Here is a 16558-nt window from a genome sequence, read left to right on the forward strand (position 1 = left end):
CCCCTGCGCGGCCTGGTCCGCGCGCCCGCCCGCCGCACCCCGGCGGTCTCCGATGGCGCGCTCGAACGCCGCCTGCGCACCCGGTCCGCCGGGGAACGGCTGCAGGAAGCGGGCGTCGTCGTCGCCAACGAGGTCGCGCACGTCCTCGGTCACACCGGCACCCGCAAGATCGCGCCGACCCGCTCCTTCGCCGAACTCGGCTTCGACTCGCTCACCGCGGTCGAGCTGCGCAACCGCCTCAACGCCGCCACGGGGCTGCGGCTCCCGGCGACGCTCGTGTTCGACTACCCGACCGTCGGGGCCCTGGCCGCGCACATCGTCGGGGAGATCTTCGGGGACGCGCCGGTCGAGACCGTCCGCGCGACGGGAGTCGTCGACGGCGACCCGATCGTCATCGTCGGCATGGCCTGCCGCTACCCGGGCGGCGTGACGTCGCCCGAGGACCTGTGGCGGCTCGTCCGCGAAGGCGGCGACGCGATCAGCGAGTTCCCCGCGGACCGCGGCTGGGACGTCGGCGCGCTCTACGACCCCGACCCGGACCACGCCGGGACGTCCTACACCCGCCACGGCGGGTTCCTGCACGACGCCGCGGACTTCGACGCCGACTTCTTCGGCATGAGCCCGCGCGAAGCGGTCGCCACCGACGTCCAGCAGCGGCTGCTGCTGGAGACGTCGTGGGCCGCGGTCGAGAGCGCGGGCGTCGACCCGGCTTCGCTGCGCGGCAGCGCGACCGGCGTGTTCGCCGGCGTCATGTACAGCGACTACAGCCGCCTCCTCGACGGCAGTGAGGACGTCGAGGGGTACAAGACCAGCGGCAGCGCGGGCAGCGTCGCCTCCGGCCGCGTCTCGTACGCGCTCGGGCTGGAAGGCCCGGCCGTCACCGTCGACACCGCCTGCTCGTCGTCCCTGGTCGCCCTGCACTGGGCGGCCCAGGCCCTGCGGGCCGGCGACTGCGACCTCGCCCTCGCGGGCGGCGTCACGGTGATGTCGACGCCGGCGGCGTTCGTCGAGTTCTCCCGCCAGCGCGGCCTCGCCGCCGACGGCCGCTCGAAGCCGTTCTCCGACAGCGCCGACGGCGTCGGCTGGTCGGAAGGCGTCGGCATCCTGGTCCTGGAGCGCCTCTCCGACGCAAAGCGTCACGGCCACGAGATCCTCGCCGTCGTCCGCGGCTCGGCGGTCAACCAGGACGGCGCGTCCAACGGCCTCACCGCCCCGAACGGCCCGTCGCAGCAGCGTGTCATCCGCGCCGCGTTGGCCGGCGCGGGACTGTCCACTTCGGACGTCGACGTCGTCGAAGCGCACGGCACCGGCACGAAACTCGGCGACCCGATCGAGGCCCAGGCCCTCCTCGCCACCTACGGTCAGGACCGGGAAACCCCGCTGCTGCTGGGTTCGGTCAAGTCGAACCTCGGGCACACCCAGGCCGCGTCCGGGGTCGCCGGGATCATCAAGATGGTCCAGGCGATGCGCCACGGCGTCGTGCCGCGGACGCTGCACGTCACCGAACCGTCGAAGCACGTCGACTGGACCGCGGGTGCGGTCGAGCTGACCACCGCCGAAACCGCCTGGCCCCACGCGGACCGGGCGCGTCGTGCGGGTGTCTCGTCGTTCGGGATCAGCGGCACGAACGCCCACGTCATCCTGGAGCAGCCCGCGGCGCCGACCCCGGCCACCGCGCGGCCCGAAGCCCCGACCGTCCCGTGGCTGCTCAGCGCCAAGACCCCGGAAGCGTTGCGGGCGCAGGCTGCCGTCCTCCGCGGACACGACGCCGATCGCCGGGACATCGCGTGGACCCTGGCCCACGGCCGGTCCCGCTTCGACGCGCGGGCCGTCGTCCTCGCCGGCCCGGACCACGATGCGGCCTTGGCCGCCTTGAGCGCGAGTGCTCCTCACCCGGACGTCGTCACCGGCACCCCGGCGACCGGCCGGACGGCGTTCCTGTTCTCCGGCCAGGGTTCCCAGCGCCTCGGCATGGGCCGGGAGCTGGCCGCGGCCGACGCGGTGTTCGCCGCCGCGCTGGACACCGTGCTCGCCGGGTTCGCCCCGGTGGTCCGCGACGTCATGTGGGGCGACGACGCGGCCGCGCTCAACCGCACCGAACACACGCAGGCCGCGCTGTTCGCCGTCGAGGTCGCGTTGTTCCAGGCCCTTACTGCCCGCGGGGTGCGCCCGGACTACGTCGCCGGGCACTCGATCGGCGAGATCGCCGCCGCGCACGTCGCCGGCGTGTTCTCCCTCGACGACGCCTGCCGCCTGGTCGCCGCGCGTGGCCGGCTGATGCAGGCACTCCCGCCGGGCGGCGCGATGGTCGCCCTGCGCGCCACCGAAGCCGACGTTCTCCCGCTGCTCGGCGACGACGTCTCCCTGGCCGCGGTCAACGGCCCCCGGTCCGTGGTGATCGCCGGGCCGGAGGCCGCGGTGCTGGCCGTCGCGGAGCGGTTCGGCGACGCCAAGCGGCTGAGCGTCTCGCACGCGTTCCACTCGTCGCTGATGGACCCGATGCTCGCCGAGTTCGCCGCCGTCGCGGCGGAGCTGACCTACCACGAGCCGTCAATCCCGGTCGTGGCCGCGGGCATCGTCACCTCGCCCGCTTATTGGGTGAGCCAGGTGCGTGAGCCCGTCCGCTACCTCGACGCGTTGCGCGCCCTCGAAGCGTGGGACGTCGATCGCTACGTCGAACTCGGCCCGGACGCGGTACTCGCCGGGCTCGCGGCCGACGTCGTGGACGCCGTCGTCGTCCCGGCCCTGCGCCGGGATCACGACGAATCCCGCACGTTCCTGACCGCCCTCGCCCAGCTCTACGTGTCCGGCCTGCCGGTCTCGTGGGACGGCCTCGTCGACGGCCGCGCGGTCCCGGTGCCGACGTACACCTTCCAGCACCAGCGCTTCTGGCCGCACGCCCGCGTCAAGGCGGGCGATCCGGCCGGGCTGGGTCTCGGCGCGCCCGGGCACCCGCTGCTCGGCGGGTCGGTCGAGCTGGCCGAGGACGCCGGGCTGCTGTTCACCGGCCGGCTCTCGACGCAGACGCAGCCGTGGCTGGCCGACCACACGGTCCTCGGCACGACGGTGCTGCCCGGCACGGCGTTCGTCGAACTCGTCCGCCGCGCCGGCGACGAGGCCGGCTGCCCGGCCGTCCGCGAGCTGACCCTCCTGGAGCCTCTGGCCCTCGACACGGCCGCCCACCTGCAGATCCGCGTCGCCGCACCGGACGCCGCGGGCCTGCGCGACGTCGACGTCTTCTCCCGCCCCGAAGGCGACCACGGCAGCTGGACCCGGCACGCGACCGGCGTCCTGGAGCCGTCGACCGGAACGGCCGCGACCGACGTGACCCGCCCGGCCGACGCGATCCCGGTTGACGCCGACTACGAAACCCTGGCCACCCTCGGCCTCGGTTACGGGCCCGCGTTCCAGGGCCTGCGCCGGCTCTGGCGCAGCGGCGACGACGTCTTCGCCGAGATCGAACTGGGCGAGGACACCGCCGCGTTCGGCCTGCACCCCGCGTTGCTCGACTCGGTTCTGCACGCGGTGGCCCTCACCGCGGACCACACCCGCCCGCACGTGCCGTTCAGCTGGCGCGGCGTCCGGCTGCACGCCGCCGGCGCGTCGTTCCTGCAGGCCCGGATCACCCCGGCCGGGACCGACACGGTCTCCCTGGCTCTCGCGGACGCCGACGGCAACCCGGTCGCCACGGTCGACGCCGTGACGTTCCGCCCCGCCGCGGTCACCCGCGCCCGGTCCGCCGTCAAGGACGCGCTGCTGCGGCTCGACTGGATCCCGGTCACAGCCGCGCCGAGCACGTCGTCCGTGGTCCTCGAAGGCACGCTGGCCGACCTGGCGGAGGTGCCGGACCACGTCGTCGTCCCGATCACCGGGGGAGACGTCCACGAGGTCACCGCCGGAGCGCTCACCCTGGTCCGCGGCTGGCTCGCCGACTCGCGCTTCGCCGACGCGAAACTCGTCTTCCACACCCGCGGCGCCACGGACGGCACCGACCTCGCCGCGGCCGCCGTCTGGGGGCTCGTCCGCTCCGCGCAGACCGAGCACCCGGACCGGTTCCTGCTCGTCGATGGCGAACTCGCCTTCGCCGCCGGAGAACCGCAGGTCCGCGTGCGTGACGGTGAGCTGTCCGTGCCGCGCCTGGTGCGCGCCGACGTCACACCCGAGCCGTGGACCTGGGATCCCGACGGGACCGTCCTGATCACCGGCGGCACCGGGGGACTGGGCCGCCTGCTGGCCCGGCACCTGGTGCGGGAGCACGGGATGCGGCACGTGCTGCTGGTCAGCCGCAGCGCTCAGGTCGACGTCGACCTCGGCGCCGAGGTGACCGTCGCCCGCTGCGACGTCACCGACCGGGCCGCGCTCAAGGCCCTCGTCGACGGCCTCGAGCACCCGCTCACCGCCGTCGTCCACGCGGCCGGCGTCCTGGACGACGCGACCGTCGAGACCCTGACCGACGACCAGCTCGACCGCGTCCTGCGCACCAAGGCCGACGCCGCCTGGGCGCTGCACGAGCTGACCGCCGACCTGGCCGGGTTCGTGCTGTTCTCCTCGATCGCCGGCACCATCGGCGGCGCGGGCCAGGCGAACTACGCCGCGGGCAACGCGTTCCTCGACGCGCTCGCCCACCACCGCGCCGCCCTCGGCCTGCCGGCCGTCTCGCTGGCCTGGGGCCCGTGGTCCGGCACCGGCGGCATGACGGCGGACCTCACCGACGCCGACGTCCGCCGGATGGCCCGCGACGGCATCTCGGTCCTCACCGCCGAGGACGGCCTGGAGCTGTTCGACGCCGCGCTCGGTGCCGAAACCCCCGTGCTCGCACCGGTCCGGCCGGCCGCGTCGGCGACCGGCGAGGTCGCGCCGCCGCTGCGGGGGCTGGTCCGCGCGACCACCCGCCGCGCCAAGGCGGCGAGCACGGGCGAGCTGGGCCGGCGGCTGGCCGGGCTCACCGAAGCCGAACGCCGGGACGTCGTCGCGGACCTGGTCGCCGGGCAGGTCGCCGCGGTGCTCGGGCACGCCGACAGCACGTCCATCGACCCCGGCCGGGCGTTCTCGGCCATGGGCTTCGACTCGCTCACCGGCGTCGAGCTGCGCAACCGGATCGCCACCGCGACCGGGCTGCGGCTGCCCACGACGCTCGTCTTCGACCACCCGAACGCCGCCGCGCTGACGGCCCACCTGCTCGCCGAACTGGTCGGCACGAAGGAAACCGCCGCGGAAACGCGTCCGGTCCGCGCGGCCGACGACGACCCGATCGTCATCGTCGGCATGGGCTGCCGCTACCCGGGCGGCGCCGGTTCCCCGGCCGAGTTCTGGGACCTGGTCGCCGCCGGCACCGACGCGATCGGCGGCTTCCCGGCCGACCGCGGCTGGGACCTCGGCGCGCTCTACGACCCGGACCCCGACCACGTGGGCACGACTTACACCCGCGAAGGCGGTTTCCTGCACGCCGCGGCCGACTTCGACGCCGCGTTCTTCGGGATGAGCCCGCGCGAGGCCGTCGCCACCGACGTCCAGCAGCGCCTCCTTCTGGAGACGTCGTGGGAAGCCCTGGAACACGCGGGGATCGACCCGGTGAGCCTGCGCGGCTCGTCGACCGGCGTGTTCGCGGGCGTGATGTACAGCGACTACGGCGGCCTGCTCACCGGCGGCGAGTACGAAGGCCAGCAGGGTTACGGCAGCGCCCCGAGCGTCGCCTCCGGCCGCGTCGCCTACACGCTCGGCCTCGAAGGACCGGCCGTCACGGTCGACACCGCTTGTTCGTCGTCGCTGGTGGCGCTGCACTGGGCTTCGCAGGCGCTGCGGGCGGGGGAGTGCTCGCTCGCCCTGGCCGGCGGCGTGACGGTGATGTCCACCCCCGCCACCTTCGTCGAGTTCTCCCGCCAGCGCGGGCTGTCCCCGGACGGCCGGTGCAAGGCGTTCTCCGACGACGCCGACGGCACGGGCTGGTCCGAGGGCGTCGGCCTGCTGGTGCTGGAACGCCGGTCGGACGCGCTCCGCAACGGCCACGAGATCCTCGCCGTGGTGCGGGGTTCCGCGGTCAACCAGGACGGCGCGTCCAACGGCCTGACCGCCCCGAACGGCCCGTCGCAGCAACGCGTCATCCGCCAGGCCCTGGCGAGCGCCGGACTGTCCACTTCGGACGTCGACGTCGTCGAAGCCCACGGCACCGGCACGAAACTGGGCGACCCGATCGAGGCTCAAGCCCTGCTGGCCACCTACGGCCAAGACCGGGAAACGCCTTTGCTGCTGGGCTCGGTGAAGTCCAACTTCGGGCACACCCAGGCCGCCGCGGGCGTCGCGGGCATCATCAAGATGGTCGAGGCCATGCGGCACGGCGTCGTGCCCAAGTCGCTGCACGTCGGCGAACCGTCGTCCCATGTGGACTGGGACGCGGGCGCCGTCGAGCTGGTCGGCGAAACCCGCGGCTGGCCGGAGGTCGGCCGGGCGCGGCGGGCCGGGATCTCGTCGTTCGGGATCAGCGGCACCAACGCCCACGTGATCATCGAGCAGGCCGCCGAGCCGCCCGCCGCACCGGCCGCCGGGCTCGCCGTCTGGCCGCTGTCCGCGCGGTCCGCCGCCGCGGTCCGCGCCCAGGCCGCGCGGCTCGTCGGCGTCGTCGACCGTCTGGACGCGGGTGACGTCGGCCGTGCGCTGGCCCTGCGGTCACCGTTCCCGCACCGCGTCGCGGTGGTCTCCGAAGACCCGGCGGCCGCGCTGGCCGCGTACGTCGAGGCGGGTCCGTCCGCCGACGTCGTCGAGGGCACGGTCCTGACCGGGCCGACCGCGTTCCTGTTCTCCGGACAGGGCGCGCAGCGACCGGGGATGGGCCGGCGGCTGGCCGGGCGGTTCCCGGTGTTCGCCACGGCGTTCGACGAGGTCTTGAGCCTGCTGGCCCCGGACGTCCGGGCGGCGCTGGACACCGATCTCGTCGACCGCACCGAGTACACCCAGCCCGGCCTGTTCGCGTTCGAGGTCGCCGCGGCGCGGCTCCTCGAGTCGCGGGGCGTGCGCCCGGACTTCGTCACCGGCCACTCGGTGGGCGAGATCGCGGCGGCGCACATCGCGGGCGTGCTGACGCTCGACGACGCGTGCACGCTGGTCTCCGCCCGGTCGCGCCTGATGGGCGCGCTGCCCGAAGGCGGCGTGATGGTCGCCGTCCGGGCGTCCGAGGCGGACGTCCTTCCGCTGCTGAGCGACGGCGTCGACATCGCCGCGATCAACGGTCCCGAGTCGGTCGTGCTGTCCGGGCTCGAAGACGCGGTCGAGGCGGTCGCGTCGAAGTTCGGGAAGCAGCGCTGGCTGCGCGTGTCGCACGCGTTCCACTCGTTGCTGATGGAACCGATGCTGGCCGAGTTCGGCGAAGTCGTCGCGGGCCTGGAGTTCTCGACGCCGGCCGTGCCGATGATCGCGGCGGGCGACGTCACGTCACCCGGGTACTGGGTCCGGCAGGTGCGTGACGCGGTGCGGTTCGCCGACGCGGTCGACCGGCTCGCCGAGTCCGGCGTGACGCGGTTCGTCGAGGTCGGCCCGGACGCGGTGCTCGCGAGCCTGGTCGACGTCCCGGGCGCGCTCGTCGTCCCGGTGGCGCGCCGCGACCGCGATGAGGAGCGGACGTTCCTGACCGCTCTGGCCGAGCTGTACGTCTCCGGCGTCGACGTCGCTTGGAGTACCCCCGGGCCGCGGGCCAACCTGCCGGGCTATCCGTTCGAGCACCGCCGCTTCTGGCCGCCCGTGCGTCAGGGTGACGCGCGTGGCGCGGCCGGGCACCCGCTGCTCGGCGGCGTGCTCGACCTGGGCGCGTCCGGCACCGCCGTCTGCACCGGCCGGCTGTCCGCGGCGGCCCAGCCGTGGCTGGCCGATCACACGATCTTCGGCTCGATCGTGCTGCCCGGCACGGCGTTCCTCGAACTGGCCCGCCACCTCGGGACGCAGGTGGGCTGCGACCGCGTCGACGAGCTGACCCTGCTCGCCCCGCTGGTCCTGCCCGCCGACGGCGCCGCCACGATCCAGGTGTCGGCCGGCCCGGCCGACGACGCCGGGAACCGGCCGGTCGAGGTCCACTCCCTGCTCGAAGGCGGCACCTGGACCCGGCACGCCACCGGCGTGCTCACCCCGGCCACCCCGGCACCCGCGTCAGACACGAGCGCGTGGCCACCCGCCGGCGCGTCGCCGGTGGATCTCACGGACGCCTACCCGCTGCTGGCGGACCGCGGCTTCGACTACGGCCCGGTGTTCCAGGGCCTGACGGCACTCTGGCGGCAGGGCGACGAGCTGTTCGCCGAAGTACGGCTCGACGACCCGGAGACCAGCGCGTTCGGGCTGCACCCGGCGCTGCTCGACGCCGCCCTGCACCCGAGCATGGTGGCCGACCCGGACGGCAAGCCCGCCCTGCCGTTCACCTGGCGCGGCGTCTCGCTGCACCAGGCCGGCGCGGCGGACCTGCGCGTCCGGTTGGCCCCGGCGGGCCCGGACACGATCGGCATCACCATCACCGACCCGGCGGGCGCACCCGTGGCCACGGTCGACGGCCTGACGGTCCGCGAACCGGCCGCCGACCAGCTCCGGTCGAGCCACCTCTACCGGCTCACCTGGACCCCGCTGTCACCGAGCCCCGCGGCGGAGGTGACCGCTCCGGACCACACGCTGACCGACCCGGCCCACGCCCTCGACGACTTGGCCGCTCTCGGCGTGGACGGGCCGGTCGTGGTCACCGTCCCGGCGTACCCGGGCGGCCCGACGGCCGCGACGCGCGCCGCGACCACCGCGGTCCTGGTGTTGCTGCAGGCCTGGCTGGCGGACCCGCGGTTCGACGACGTGCTCGTCCTGCGCACCAGCGGGGCCCTGACCGGCGACGACCTCGCGGCCGCGGCGGTGTGGGGCCTGGTGCGCTCGGCGCAGCAGGAGAACCCGGGCCGGTTCGTCCTGGCCGACACCGACGGTTCGCTGCCCCTGCGGGACTTCCTCGGGGCCGGCGAGCCGGAACTGTCCATTCGGGACGGAGCCGCGTCGGCCGCCCGGCTCGACCGGGTCGTCACCGGCCCCGACGTCACCGAGTGGGACCCGGAGCGCACGGTCCTGATCACCGGCGGCACCGGCGGTCTCGGCGCCCTCGTCGCCCGGCGGCTCGCCGCGAACGGGCAGCGGAAGCTGTTGCTGGTCAGCCGATCCGGCGTCGCCGAGGACGGGCTCGAAGCCGACCTCCGCGCGCTGGACGCCGCGGTCACCGTCGCCGCCTGCGACGTCGGCGACCGGGCTGCTCTCGCGAGCTTGCTCGACGGCGTCGACCTCACGGCCGTGGTGCACGCCGCGGGGGTGCTCGACGACGGCGTCCTCGGCTCGCTGACCCCGGACCGCTTCGAGACGGTGCTGCGGCCCAAGGCCGACGGCGCGTGGCACCTGCACGAACTCACGGCCGGGCACGACCTCGCGGGCTTCGTGCTGTTCTCCTCGCTCGCGGGGACGATCGGGGGCGCGGGGCAGGCCAACTACGCCGCGGCGAACGCGTTCCTCGACGCCCTCGCCGTCCACCGCCACGCCCACGGCCGGCCCGCGGTCTCGCTGGCGTGGGGGCCGTGGACGCCGGAAGCGGGCATGACCGCCGCCCTGCCCGACGCCGAGATCCGGCGCCTGGCCCGGGCCGGCGTCGAACTGCTGGCCGCCGACGACGGGCTGGCCGTGTTCGACGCGGTCCGCGCGGGCGGCGACCCCCTGGCCGTGCCGGTCCACCTGAACCTGCCGGTGCTGCGCGGCCAGGACGTCCCGCCGGTGCTGCGCAAGCTGGTGCCGCCGCGCCGGACCGCGGCGGCGGCCCCGGCCCGGGCGGACCTCGCGCCGCGGCTGGCCGGGCTGTCCCCGGCGGACCGCATCGAGGTGCTCCTGGAGGTCGTCGCCGACGCGGTGGCCGTGGTGCTGGAACACGGGCCGGCGGACGTCGTCGGGCCGGACCAGGCGTTCACCGAACTGGGCTTCGACTCGCTCACCGCGGTCGAGCTGCGGCGACGGCTGGAGGGCGCCACCGGGCTGCAGCTGCCGGCGACGCTCGCGTTCGACCAGCCGACCCCGCGCGACCTCGCGGCCTACCTCGCCGAGCTGGTCGCCCCGGAGGAGAAGCCGGAGCAGGCGATCCTCGCCGACCTGGCACGGCTGGAGAAGGTGCTGCAGGACGCCGTGCTCGACCCGGGTTCACACGAGGAGATCGCGACGCGGCTGGAGCAGCTGCGCGGCACGTGGAGCGCCCGTGAAGACGTGGAAGGCGACGGCTTCGACTTCGACGCCGCCAGCGACGAGGACGTCTTCGCGCTGCTGGACGAGAAGCTGAGCGCCGACTGGGACTGACACGCACGAAGGGGCGGCACTTTCACGTGAAAGTGCCGCCCCTTCGTGCGTTCGTCTTACTTGAGCTTCGTACCAGCCGAGCCGAGGGCCTGGCAGGCCTCCACGATCCGGGCGGCCATGCCACCCTCGGCGGCCTTGAGGTAGGAGCGGGGGTCGTAGACCTTCTTGTTGCCGACCTCGCCGTCGATCTTCAGGACGCCGTCGTAGTTTTTGAAGAAGTGGTCCACGATCGGGCGGGTGAACGCGTACTGCGTGTCGGTGTCCACGTTCATCTTCACCACCCCGTACGAGACGGCTTCGCGGATTTCTTCCGGCAGTGAGCCGGAGCCGCCGTGGAAGACCAGCTCGAACGGCTTGGACCCGGCGTCGAGGCCGAGTTTCTTCGACGCGGCTTCCTGGCCGCCCTTGAGCACGTCCGGGCGGAGCTTGACGTTGCCGGGCTTGTAGACGCCGTGGACGTTGCCGAAGGTGGCGGCGAGCAGGTAGCGGCCGTTCTCGCCGGAGCCGAGCGCGTCGATGGTTTTGAGGAAGTCGCCTTCGGCGGTGTAGAGCTTTTCGTTGATCTCCGCCTCGACGCCGTCTTCTTCGCCGCCGACGACGCCGATCTCGACTTCGAGGATGATGTTCGCCGCCGCGGTCTTGGCCAGCAGTTCCTGCGCGATGACGAGGTTCTCGTCGAGGTCGATGGCGGAGCCGTCCCACATGTGGGACTGGAACAGCGGGTTCTGGCCGTTTTTGACGCGTTCGGCGGAGATCTCGATCAGCGGCCGGACGAACCCGTCGAGTTTGTCTTTGGGGCAGTGGTCGGTGTGGAGGGCGACGTTGACGTCGTAGCGGGCGGCGACGACCTGCGCGAATTCGGCGAGGGCGACGGAGCCGACGACCATGTCCTTGACTTTTTGGCCGGAGGCGAATTCGGCGCCGCCGGTGGAGAACTGGATGATCCCGTCGCTCTCCGCTTCGGCGAAGCCGCGGATGGCGGCGTTCACGGTTTCGGACGAGGTCACGTTGATGGCGGGGTAGGCGAACTCGTTCGCCTTGGCCCGATCCAGCATCTCCGCGTAGACCTCGGGGGTCGCGATGGGCATCGGTCAGGTCCTCTCGATCTCCGGCTGGGGGAACCCGTCGAACATAGCGTGACGGCCGGTGCGCGCCCGGCCGCTGTGACCCATCGCTGGGGTTTTCCCCAGTGGGGGACGCGGTACAACGGGTCGGCTCGGCGGCCGGCGACGACGAAGTCGCGCCCGCCGGGTGCGTGTGGTGTCGACGACGACCTTCCCGTAACCGAATCCCAGGGTGCGCCGAAGTCGCGGGCACCCGCCGCCGAGGAGTGAAATGACTGCCATCGTCCAAGTCACGGGCCGGGAGATCCTGGACAGCCGGGGCAATCCGACCGTCGAGGTCGACGTCGAGCTGGCCGACGGCTCGTTCGGACGCGCGGCGGTGCCCTCGGGCGCGTCGACGGGCACCCGGGAAGCGGTCGAGCTGCGCGACGGCGACCCGCACCGGTACCTGGGCAAGGGCGTCACCGGCGCGGTCGCGGCCGTGAACGGCGAGCTCGCCGGCGCGGTCATCGGCCTCGACGCCGACGACCAGTCCGCCGTCGACCGCGCGATGATCGAGCTCGACGGCACGGCGAACAAGGCCCGCCTCGGCGCGAACGCCATCCTCGGCGTCTCGCTGGCCGCCGCGAAGGCGGCCGCCCAGACCCACGTGCTGCCGCTCTACCGCCACCTCGGCGGCGCCGACGCGCACCTGCTGCCGACGCCGATGATGAACATCGTCAACGGCGGCGCCCACGCCGACAACGGCATCGACTACCAGGAGTTCATGATCGCCCCGGTCGGCGCGACGAACTTCGCCGACGCCGTCCGGATCGGCTCGGAGATCTTCCACACGCTGCGCAAGATCCTCCGCGACGCCGGCCACAACACCAACGTCGGCGACGAGGGCGGCTTCGCCCCGCAGCTCGGCTCGGCCGACGAGGCCCTCGACTTCGTGGTCCGCGCCGTCGAGAAGGCCGGTTACGTGGCGGGCGACGACGTCGTGCTGATGCTCGACCTCGCGGCGTCGGAGTTCTACGAGGAGGGCGTCTACCACTATCGCGGCGAAGGGCGGAAGCGCTCGGCCGAGGAGCACGTCGACTACCTGGCCGGGCTCGTCGACCGGTACCCGATCGCGTCGATCGAGGACGCCATGGCGCAGGACGACATCGCCGGCTGGCAGCTCGTCACGCGCGCGCTGGGGGAGCGGTGCCAGCTCGTCGGCGACGACGTCTTCTGCACCAACGTGGAGCTGCTGAAGCACGGCATCGACAACGGCGTCGGCAACGCGATCCTGGTCAAGGTCAACCAGATCGGCACGCTCACCGAGACGCTGGAGGCCGTCGAGGTCGCCTACCAGGCCGGGTACGGCGTCGTGCTCTCGCACCGGTCCGGCGAGACCGAGGACACCACCATCGCGGACCTCGCGGTCGCCGTCGACTGCGGCCAGATCAAGACGGGGTCGCTCTCCCGCGCCGACCGCACGGCCAAGTACAACCAGCTGCTGCGGATCGAAGAAGACCTCGGCAGCACCGCCGTGTACGCGGGCCGGCACCCGCTGACCCGGAAGGCGCGCTGAGGAAAGACCGCGGAGGCCTGGCGCGTGTCAGGCCTCCGCGGTTTCCGCCCGGACCACGTTCACGAGCGCGAGGTGGCGGAGCCCGGCGAAGAGCCGTTCCCCGAGCAGGGTGGTGATCAACGCCGTCTCGGCGGGCCGGCGGGCGGGCCCGACGTCCGCGATCAGCCCGGCGTCGACCTCGGCGGTCGCCCGGGCCAGCGCGGCGTAGTCGGCGAGCTTGCCGGTGACGGCGCTGTGGCCGAGGGCGTGGAAGGTGGCCAGGACGGTCACGAGGTTCGCGATGCTGGGATCGGCGGCGTCCACGGTGCCGCCGAGTTGGACACTGTGCTCGCCCAGCAGGGCCCGGACCCGGTCCAGCGCCCACGCCCGGGCGGCCTCGCCGGTCGGGCGCGTGCTGACCCGGCCGTCCTGGGCGACGCCCAGCACGACGGGGGAGGCGTGGCCGGAGTCGAGCGCGGCCAGCACGGCGGCCACTTCGGCCAGCGAAAGGCCGCCGATCTCGCGGAGCGCGCAGACGAGCCGGAGCCGCCGGAGGTGCTCGTCGGAGTACTGCGCCTGGTTCGGCCCGATCCGGCGCCCCGCGGGCAGCAGGCCCTCACGCAGGTAGTACTTGACGGTCGCGACCGGCACCCCCGACTCCGTGCTCAGCTCAGCCATCCGCATGTGCCGGTACCCCTTCTCCGTCTCCCTGCCCGCGCACGGGAGACCCAGTGGATCGTGGACTCTCGGCGGCTGCCCAGCACCGGGCGGAAAATCTAGTGCGATGCGCACACCTCGCCACCCGTCCGGCCGGTACTGGACAAATCCTTGAACCCGATCGGCGAGACTCGGGCCAGGAGCTTGCCGGCGACGAAGGGGCGGGCCATGGCCACCATCTGCGGGACCGACGCCGCGTACACCCTCGACGAGCTCGAGGCGGACGCCGCGGGGATCGCGGCCGAACTGACCGCGCGGGGCCTCGGGCGCGGCGATCGCGTGCTGCTCAAGGCGGACAACTCGATCGGCTACGTCACGGCGGTGCTGGCCCTGGTCCACCTCGGCGCGTCGATCGTGCTGATCGACCACCGGGACAGCCCGGCGGCCACCCACGACGTCCTCAGCCGTGCGAAGGTCAAGGCGTGCCTGGTGGACGACGCCACCGCGGCGGCGAGCGTCGCCCCGGTCCCGGCGATCCTGCTGCCGGAGCTGGCCGCGGCCGCCCGGCCGCTGCCGGGCGGTGTCGACGCCGGTGCGTGGGCCGCGCTGCCCGACGGCCTGCTCATGTCGTCGTCGGGGTCGACCGGCCGGCCGAAGGTGGTCGTGAAGTCCGGCGCCGTGTTCCTCGCCAACCTCCGGCGCACCGCGGACACGCTCGGCTACACGCGTTCCGACGTCCTCGCGCCGTTCCTGCCGTTCTCCCACCAGTACGGCCTGTCGATCGTGCTGCTCGCCTGGCTCGTGCGCTGCTCACTGGTGGTCGTGCCCTACCGCCGGCTCGACCACGCGCTCGGCCTGGCCGGCCTGCGCGGCGCGACCGTGCTCGACGCCGCGCCCTCGACCTACCGCAGCATGCTGAACATCACCCGGCAGCGGCCGGTCCTGCGGGCCGCGCTGCGGCGCGCGCGGATGCTGTGCGTCGGCGCCGCGCCGCTGAACCACCGGCTGGTCGCGGAGTACCGCGCGGAGTTCGGGAAGCCCCTGCTGGACGGCTACGGCAGCACGGAGCTCGGCAACATCTCCTTCGCCGTGCCCGGCAACCCGGTCGCCACCGGCCGCCCGGTCCGCGGGGTGGACGTCCGCGTCGTCGACGACTCCGACGTCGCGGTCGCGCCCGGCGAGGTGGGCGAGCTGCTCGTGCGCACCCCCGACCTGCCGACCGGGGTGCTGGACGACGACGGCGAGGTGGCACCGGAGCCGGGTGGCTGGTTCCGCACCGGCGACTTCGGCCTGCTCGACGGCGCCGGCAACCTCCACGTCCTGGGCCGCAAGCGCGCGGTCCACCGGATGGGCTACACGCTGTACCCGGACATGATCGAAGCGCGCGTCGCGGAGGCGGGCTGCTGCGCGAAGGTCGTCGCGGTCCCCGACGAGCGCCACGGCAGCCGCCTGGTCGCCTTCGTCGAGGACGAGGCCGGCCACGCCCCGGCGTACTGGCGCGAGCGGATGGCCCGGATCCTGCCGCCGTACGAGGTCCCCAACCGGGTGGTCGTCGTCGACAGCTTCCCGCTGAACCGCAACGGCAAACCGGACGGCCGCCGCCTGGAAGAACTCGCGGCCACCGCCTAGAGCGCGCCGCGCTCGCGCAGGTCCGCGGCGTCGAAGCCGAACTCCGTGAGCACCGCGTCCGTGTGTTCGCCCAGCGCCGGGATCGGGTCGAGGCGCGGCGGGCGGCCGGGCACCGTCACCGGCGGCAGCGTCATCCGCAGTGGTCCCACGGGCGAGCCGACCTCGGCGAACCGGTCGCGTTCGGTCAGCTGCGGGTGCTCCAGGACCTCCGGCAGCTCCCGGCGGCGGGCGTGCGCGATCCGGCCCTCGCTCAGCCGCGCCGCCAGCTCCTCGCCGGTCAGCCCGGCGAAGATGGCGCCGATCTCCCGCTCCAGCTCGGCCCGGTGAGCGACGCGGGCGCTGCCCGTCGCGAACCGCTCGTCGGACGTCCACTCGGGACGGCCGACCGCGTGCCGGCAGAACGCGGCCCACTCCCGGTCGTTCTGCACGGCCAGCACCAGCTGCGTGCCGTCGCCGGCGGCGAACGTGCCGTACGGCGCGATCGCCGGGTGGCTCGTGCCCGCCCGCGGGGGCGGGGTGCCGCCGAAACCCGTGTAGTAGAGCGGGAAGCCCATCCACTCGATCAGCGCGTCGAACAGGCTCACCTCCAGCTCGGTGCCCTCGCCGGTGCGTTCGCGGTGGAACAACGCCGACAGGATCCCGGAGTAGGCGTACATCCCGGCCCCGATGTCGGCCGCCGGGATGCCGCTCTTCGCCGGCTCTTCCGCCGTGCCGGTCACCGACACCAGCCCGGCTTCGGACTGGATCAGCAGGTCGTACGCCTTCGCGTCGCGGTACGGGCCGGTCGAGCCGTACCCCGAGATCGAGCACGTGATCAGCCCCGGCCGTGACGCCCGCAGCGCGGCGGCGCCGAGCCCGAGCCGCTCGGCGACGCCGGGGGCGAAGTTCTGCACGAAGACGTCGGCGCCGTCGATCAGCCGGCCCATCACCTCGGGCGCGGCCTCGTGCTTCAGGTCGAGCGTGACGCTCTCCTTCGACCGGTTCAGCCAGACGAAGTGGCTCGAAAGCCCGCGGACGGTCTCGTCGTAGGCCCGCGCGAAGTCGCCGCTGCCCGGCCGCTCGATCTTGAGCACCCGCGCGCCGAGGTCGGCCAGGTGCCGCGTGGCCAGCGGCGCCGCAACCGCCTGTTCGCAGGAGACGACGGTGACGCCGTCGAGCGGGAGGGAGGGCAGGGAAGACACCGCCGCATCCTGTCACCTCACCCGGACGCGGGCGGGGTGACCGGATCCCGGGGCCCGGCCAGTAAGGTGATCGAAGGGTTTCGGCCCTGTTCGGTGACGTCCGCGACGGCGGCGTCCCGAGCGCCGGTACGCGAGCGCAAGGCGGTGCGACCCAC

General features: G+C 73.9%; 6 protein-coding genes (1 of these 6 only partly in view). 3 read left to right on the plus strand and 3 right to left on the minus strand.

From position 1 onward, the window contains the following. Positions 1-10335: the 3' portion of a type I polyketide synthase gene (locus tag MUY22_RS36355; RefSeq protein ID WP_247051699.1), read on the plus strand. The gene continues 17217 nt to the left of window position 1, outside the view; 10335 of the gene's 27552 nt are visible here — the last part of the coding sequence; its start codon lies off the left edge, out of view; the stop codon is at positions 10333-10335. A 56-nt stretch (positions 10336-10391) separates the two neighbouring features. Here the strand turns inward: MUY22_RS36355 and fbaA are convergent, their stop codons facing one another. After that, entirely contained in the window at positions 10392-11423 is a 1032-nt protein-coding gene (fbaA, locus tag MUY22_RS36360) for a class II fructose-bisphosphate aldolase (RefSeq protein ID WP_247051700.1), read from the minus strand. 247 nt (positions 11424-11670) lie between these two features. On the opposite strand from fbaA, the gene eno reads away from it, so the two are divergent. Next, entirely contained in the window at positions 11671-12957 is a 1287-nt protein-coding gene (gene eno, locus MUY22_RS36365; protein ID WP_247051701.1) for a phosphopyruvate hydratase, read from the plus strand. A 27-nt stretch (positions 12958-12984) separates the two neighbouring features. Here the strand turns inward: eno and MUY22_RS36370 are convergent, their stop codons facing one another. Further along, on the minus strand, positions 12985-13620 hold the full coding sequence (locus tag MUY22_RS36370) for a MerR family transcriptional regulator (protein WP_247051702.1): 636 nt from the start codon (positions 13618-13620) through the stop codon (positions 12985-12987). A gap of 201 nt (positions 13621-13821) precedes the next feature. On the opposite strand from MUY22_RS36370, the gene MUY22_RS36375 reads away from it, so the two are divergent. Continuing rightward, positions 13822-15222, plus strand: a complete 1401-nt coding sequence (locus MUY22_RS36375; RefSeq protein ID WP_247051703.1) for a class I adenylate-forming enzyme family protein — start codon at positions 13822-13824, stop codon at positions 15220-15222. On the opposite strand, the gene MUY22_RS36380 is transcribed toward MUY22_RS36375, so the two are convergent. After that, complete coding sequence (locus MUY22_RS36380; protein ID WP_247064288.1) at positions 15219-16394, minus strand: CaiB/BaiF CoA-transferase family protein; 1176 nt, start codon at positions 16392-16394, stop codon at positions 15219-15221. The genes MUY22_RS36375 and MUY22_RS36380 overlap by 4 nt on opposite strands. Between the last annotated feature and the right edge of the window lie 164 nt (positions 16395-16558).

Origin of the sequence: Amycolatopsis sp. WQ 127309, from assembly GCF_023023025.1 — a bacterium.
In the GTDB taxonomy this organism is placed as follows: Bacteria; Actinomycetota; Actinomycetes; order Mycobacteriales; family Pseudonocardiaceae; genus Amycolatopsis.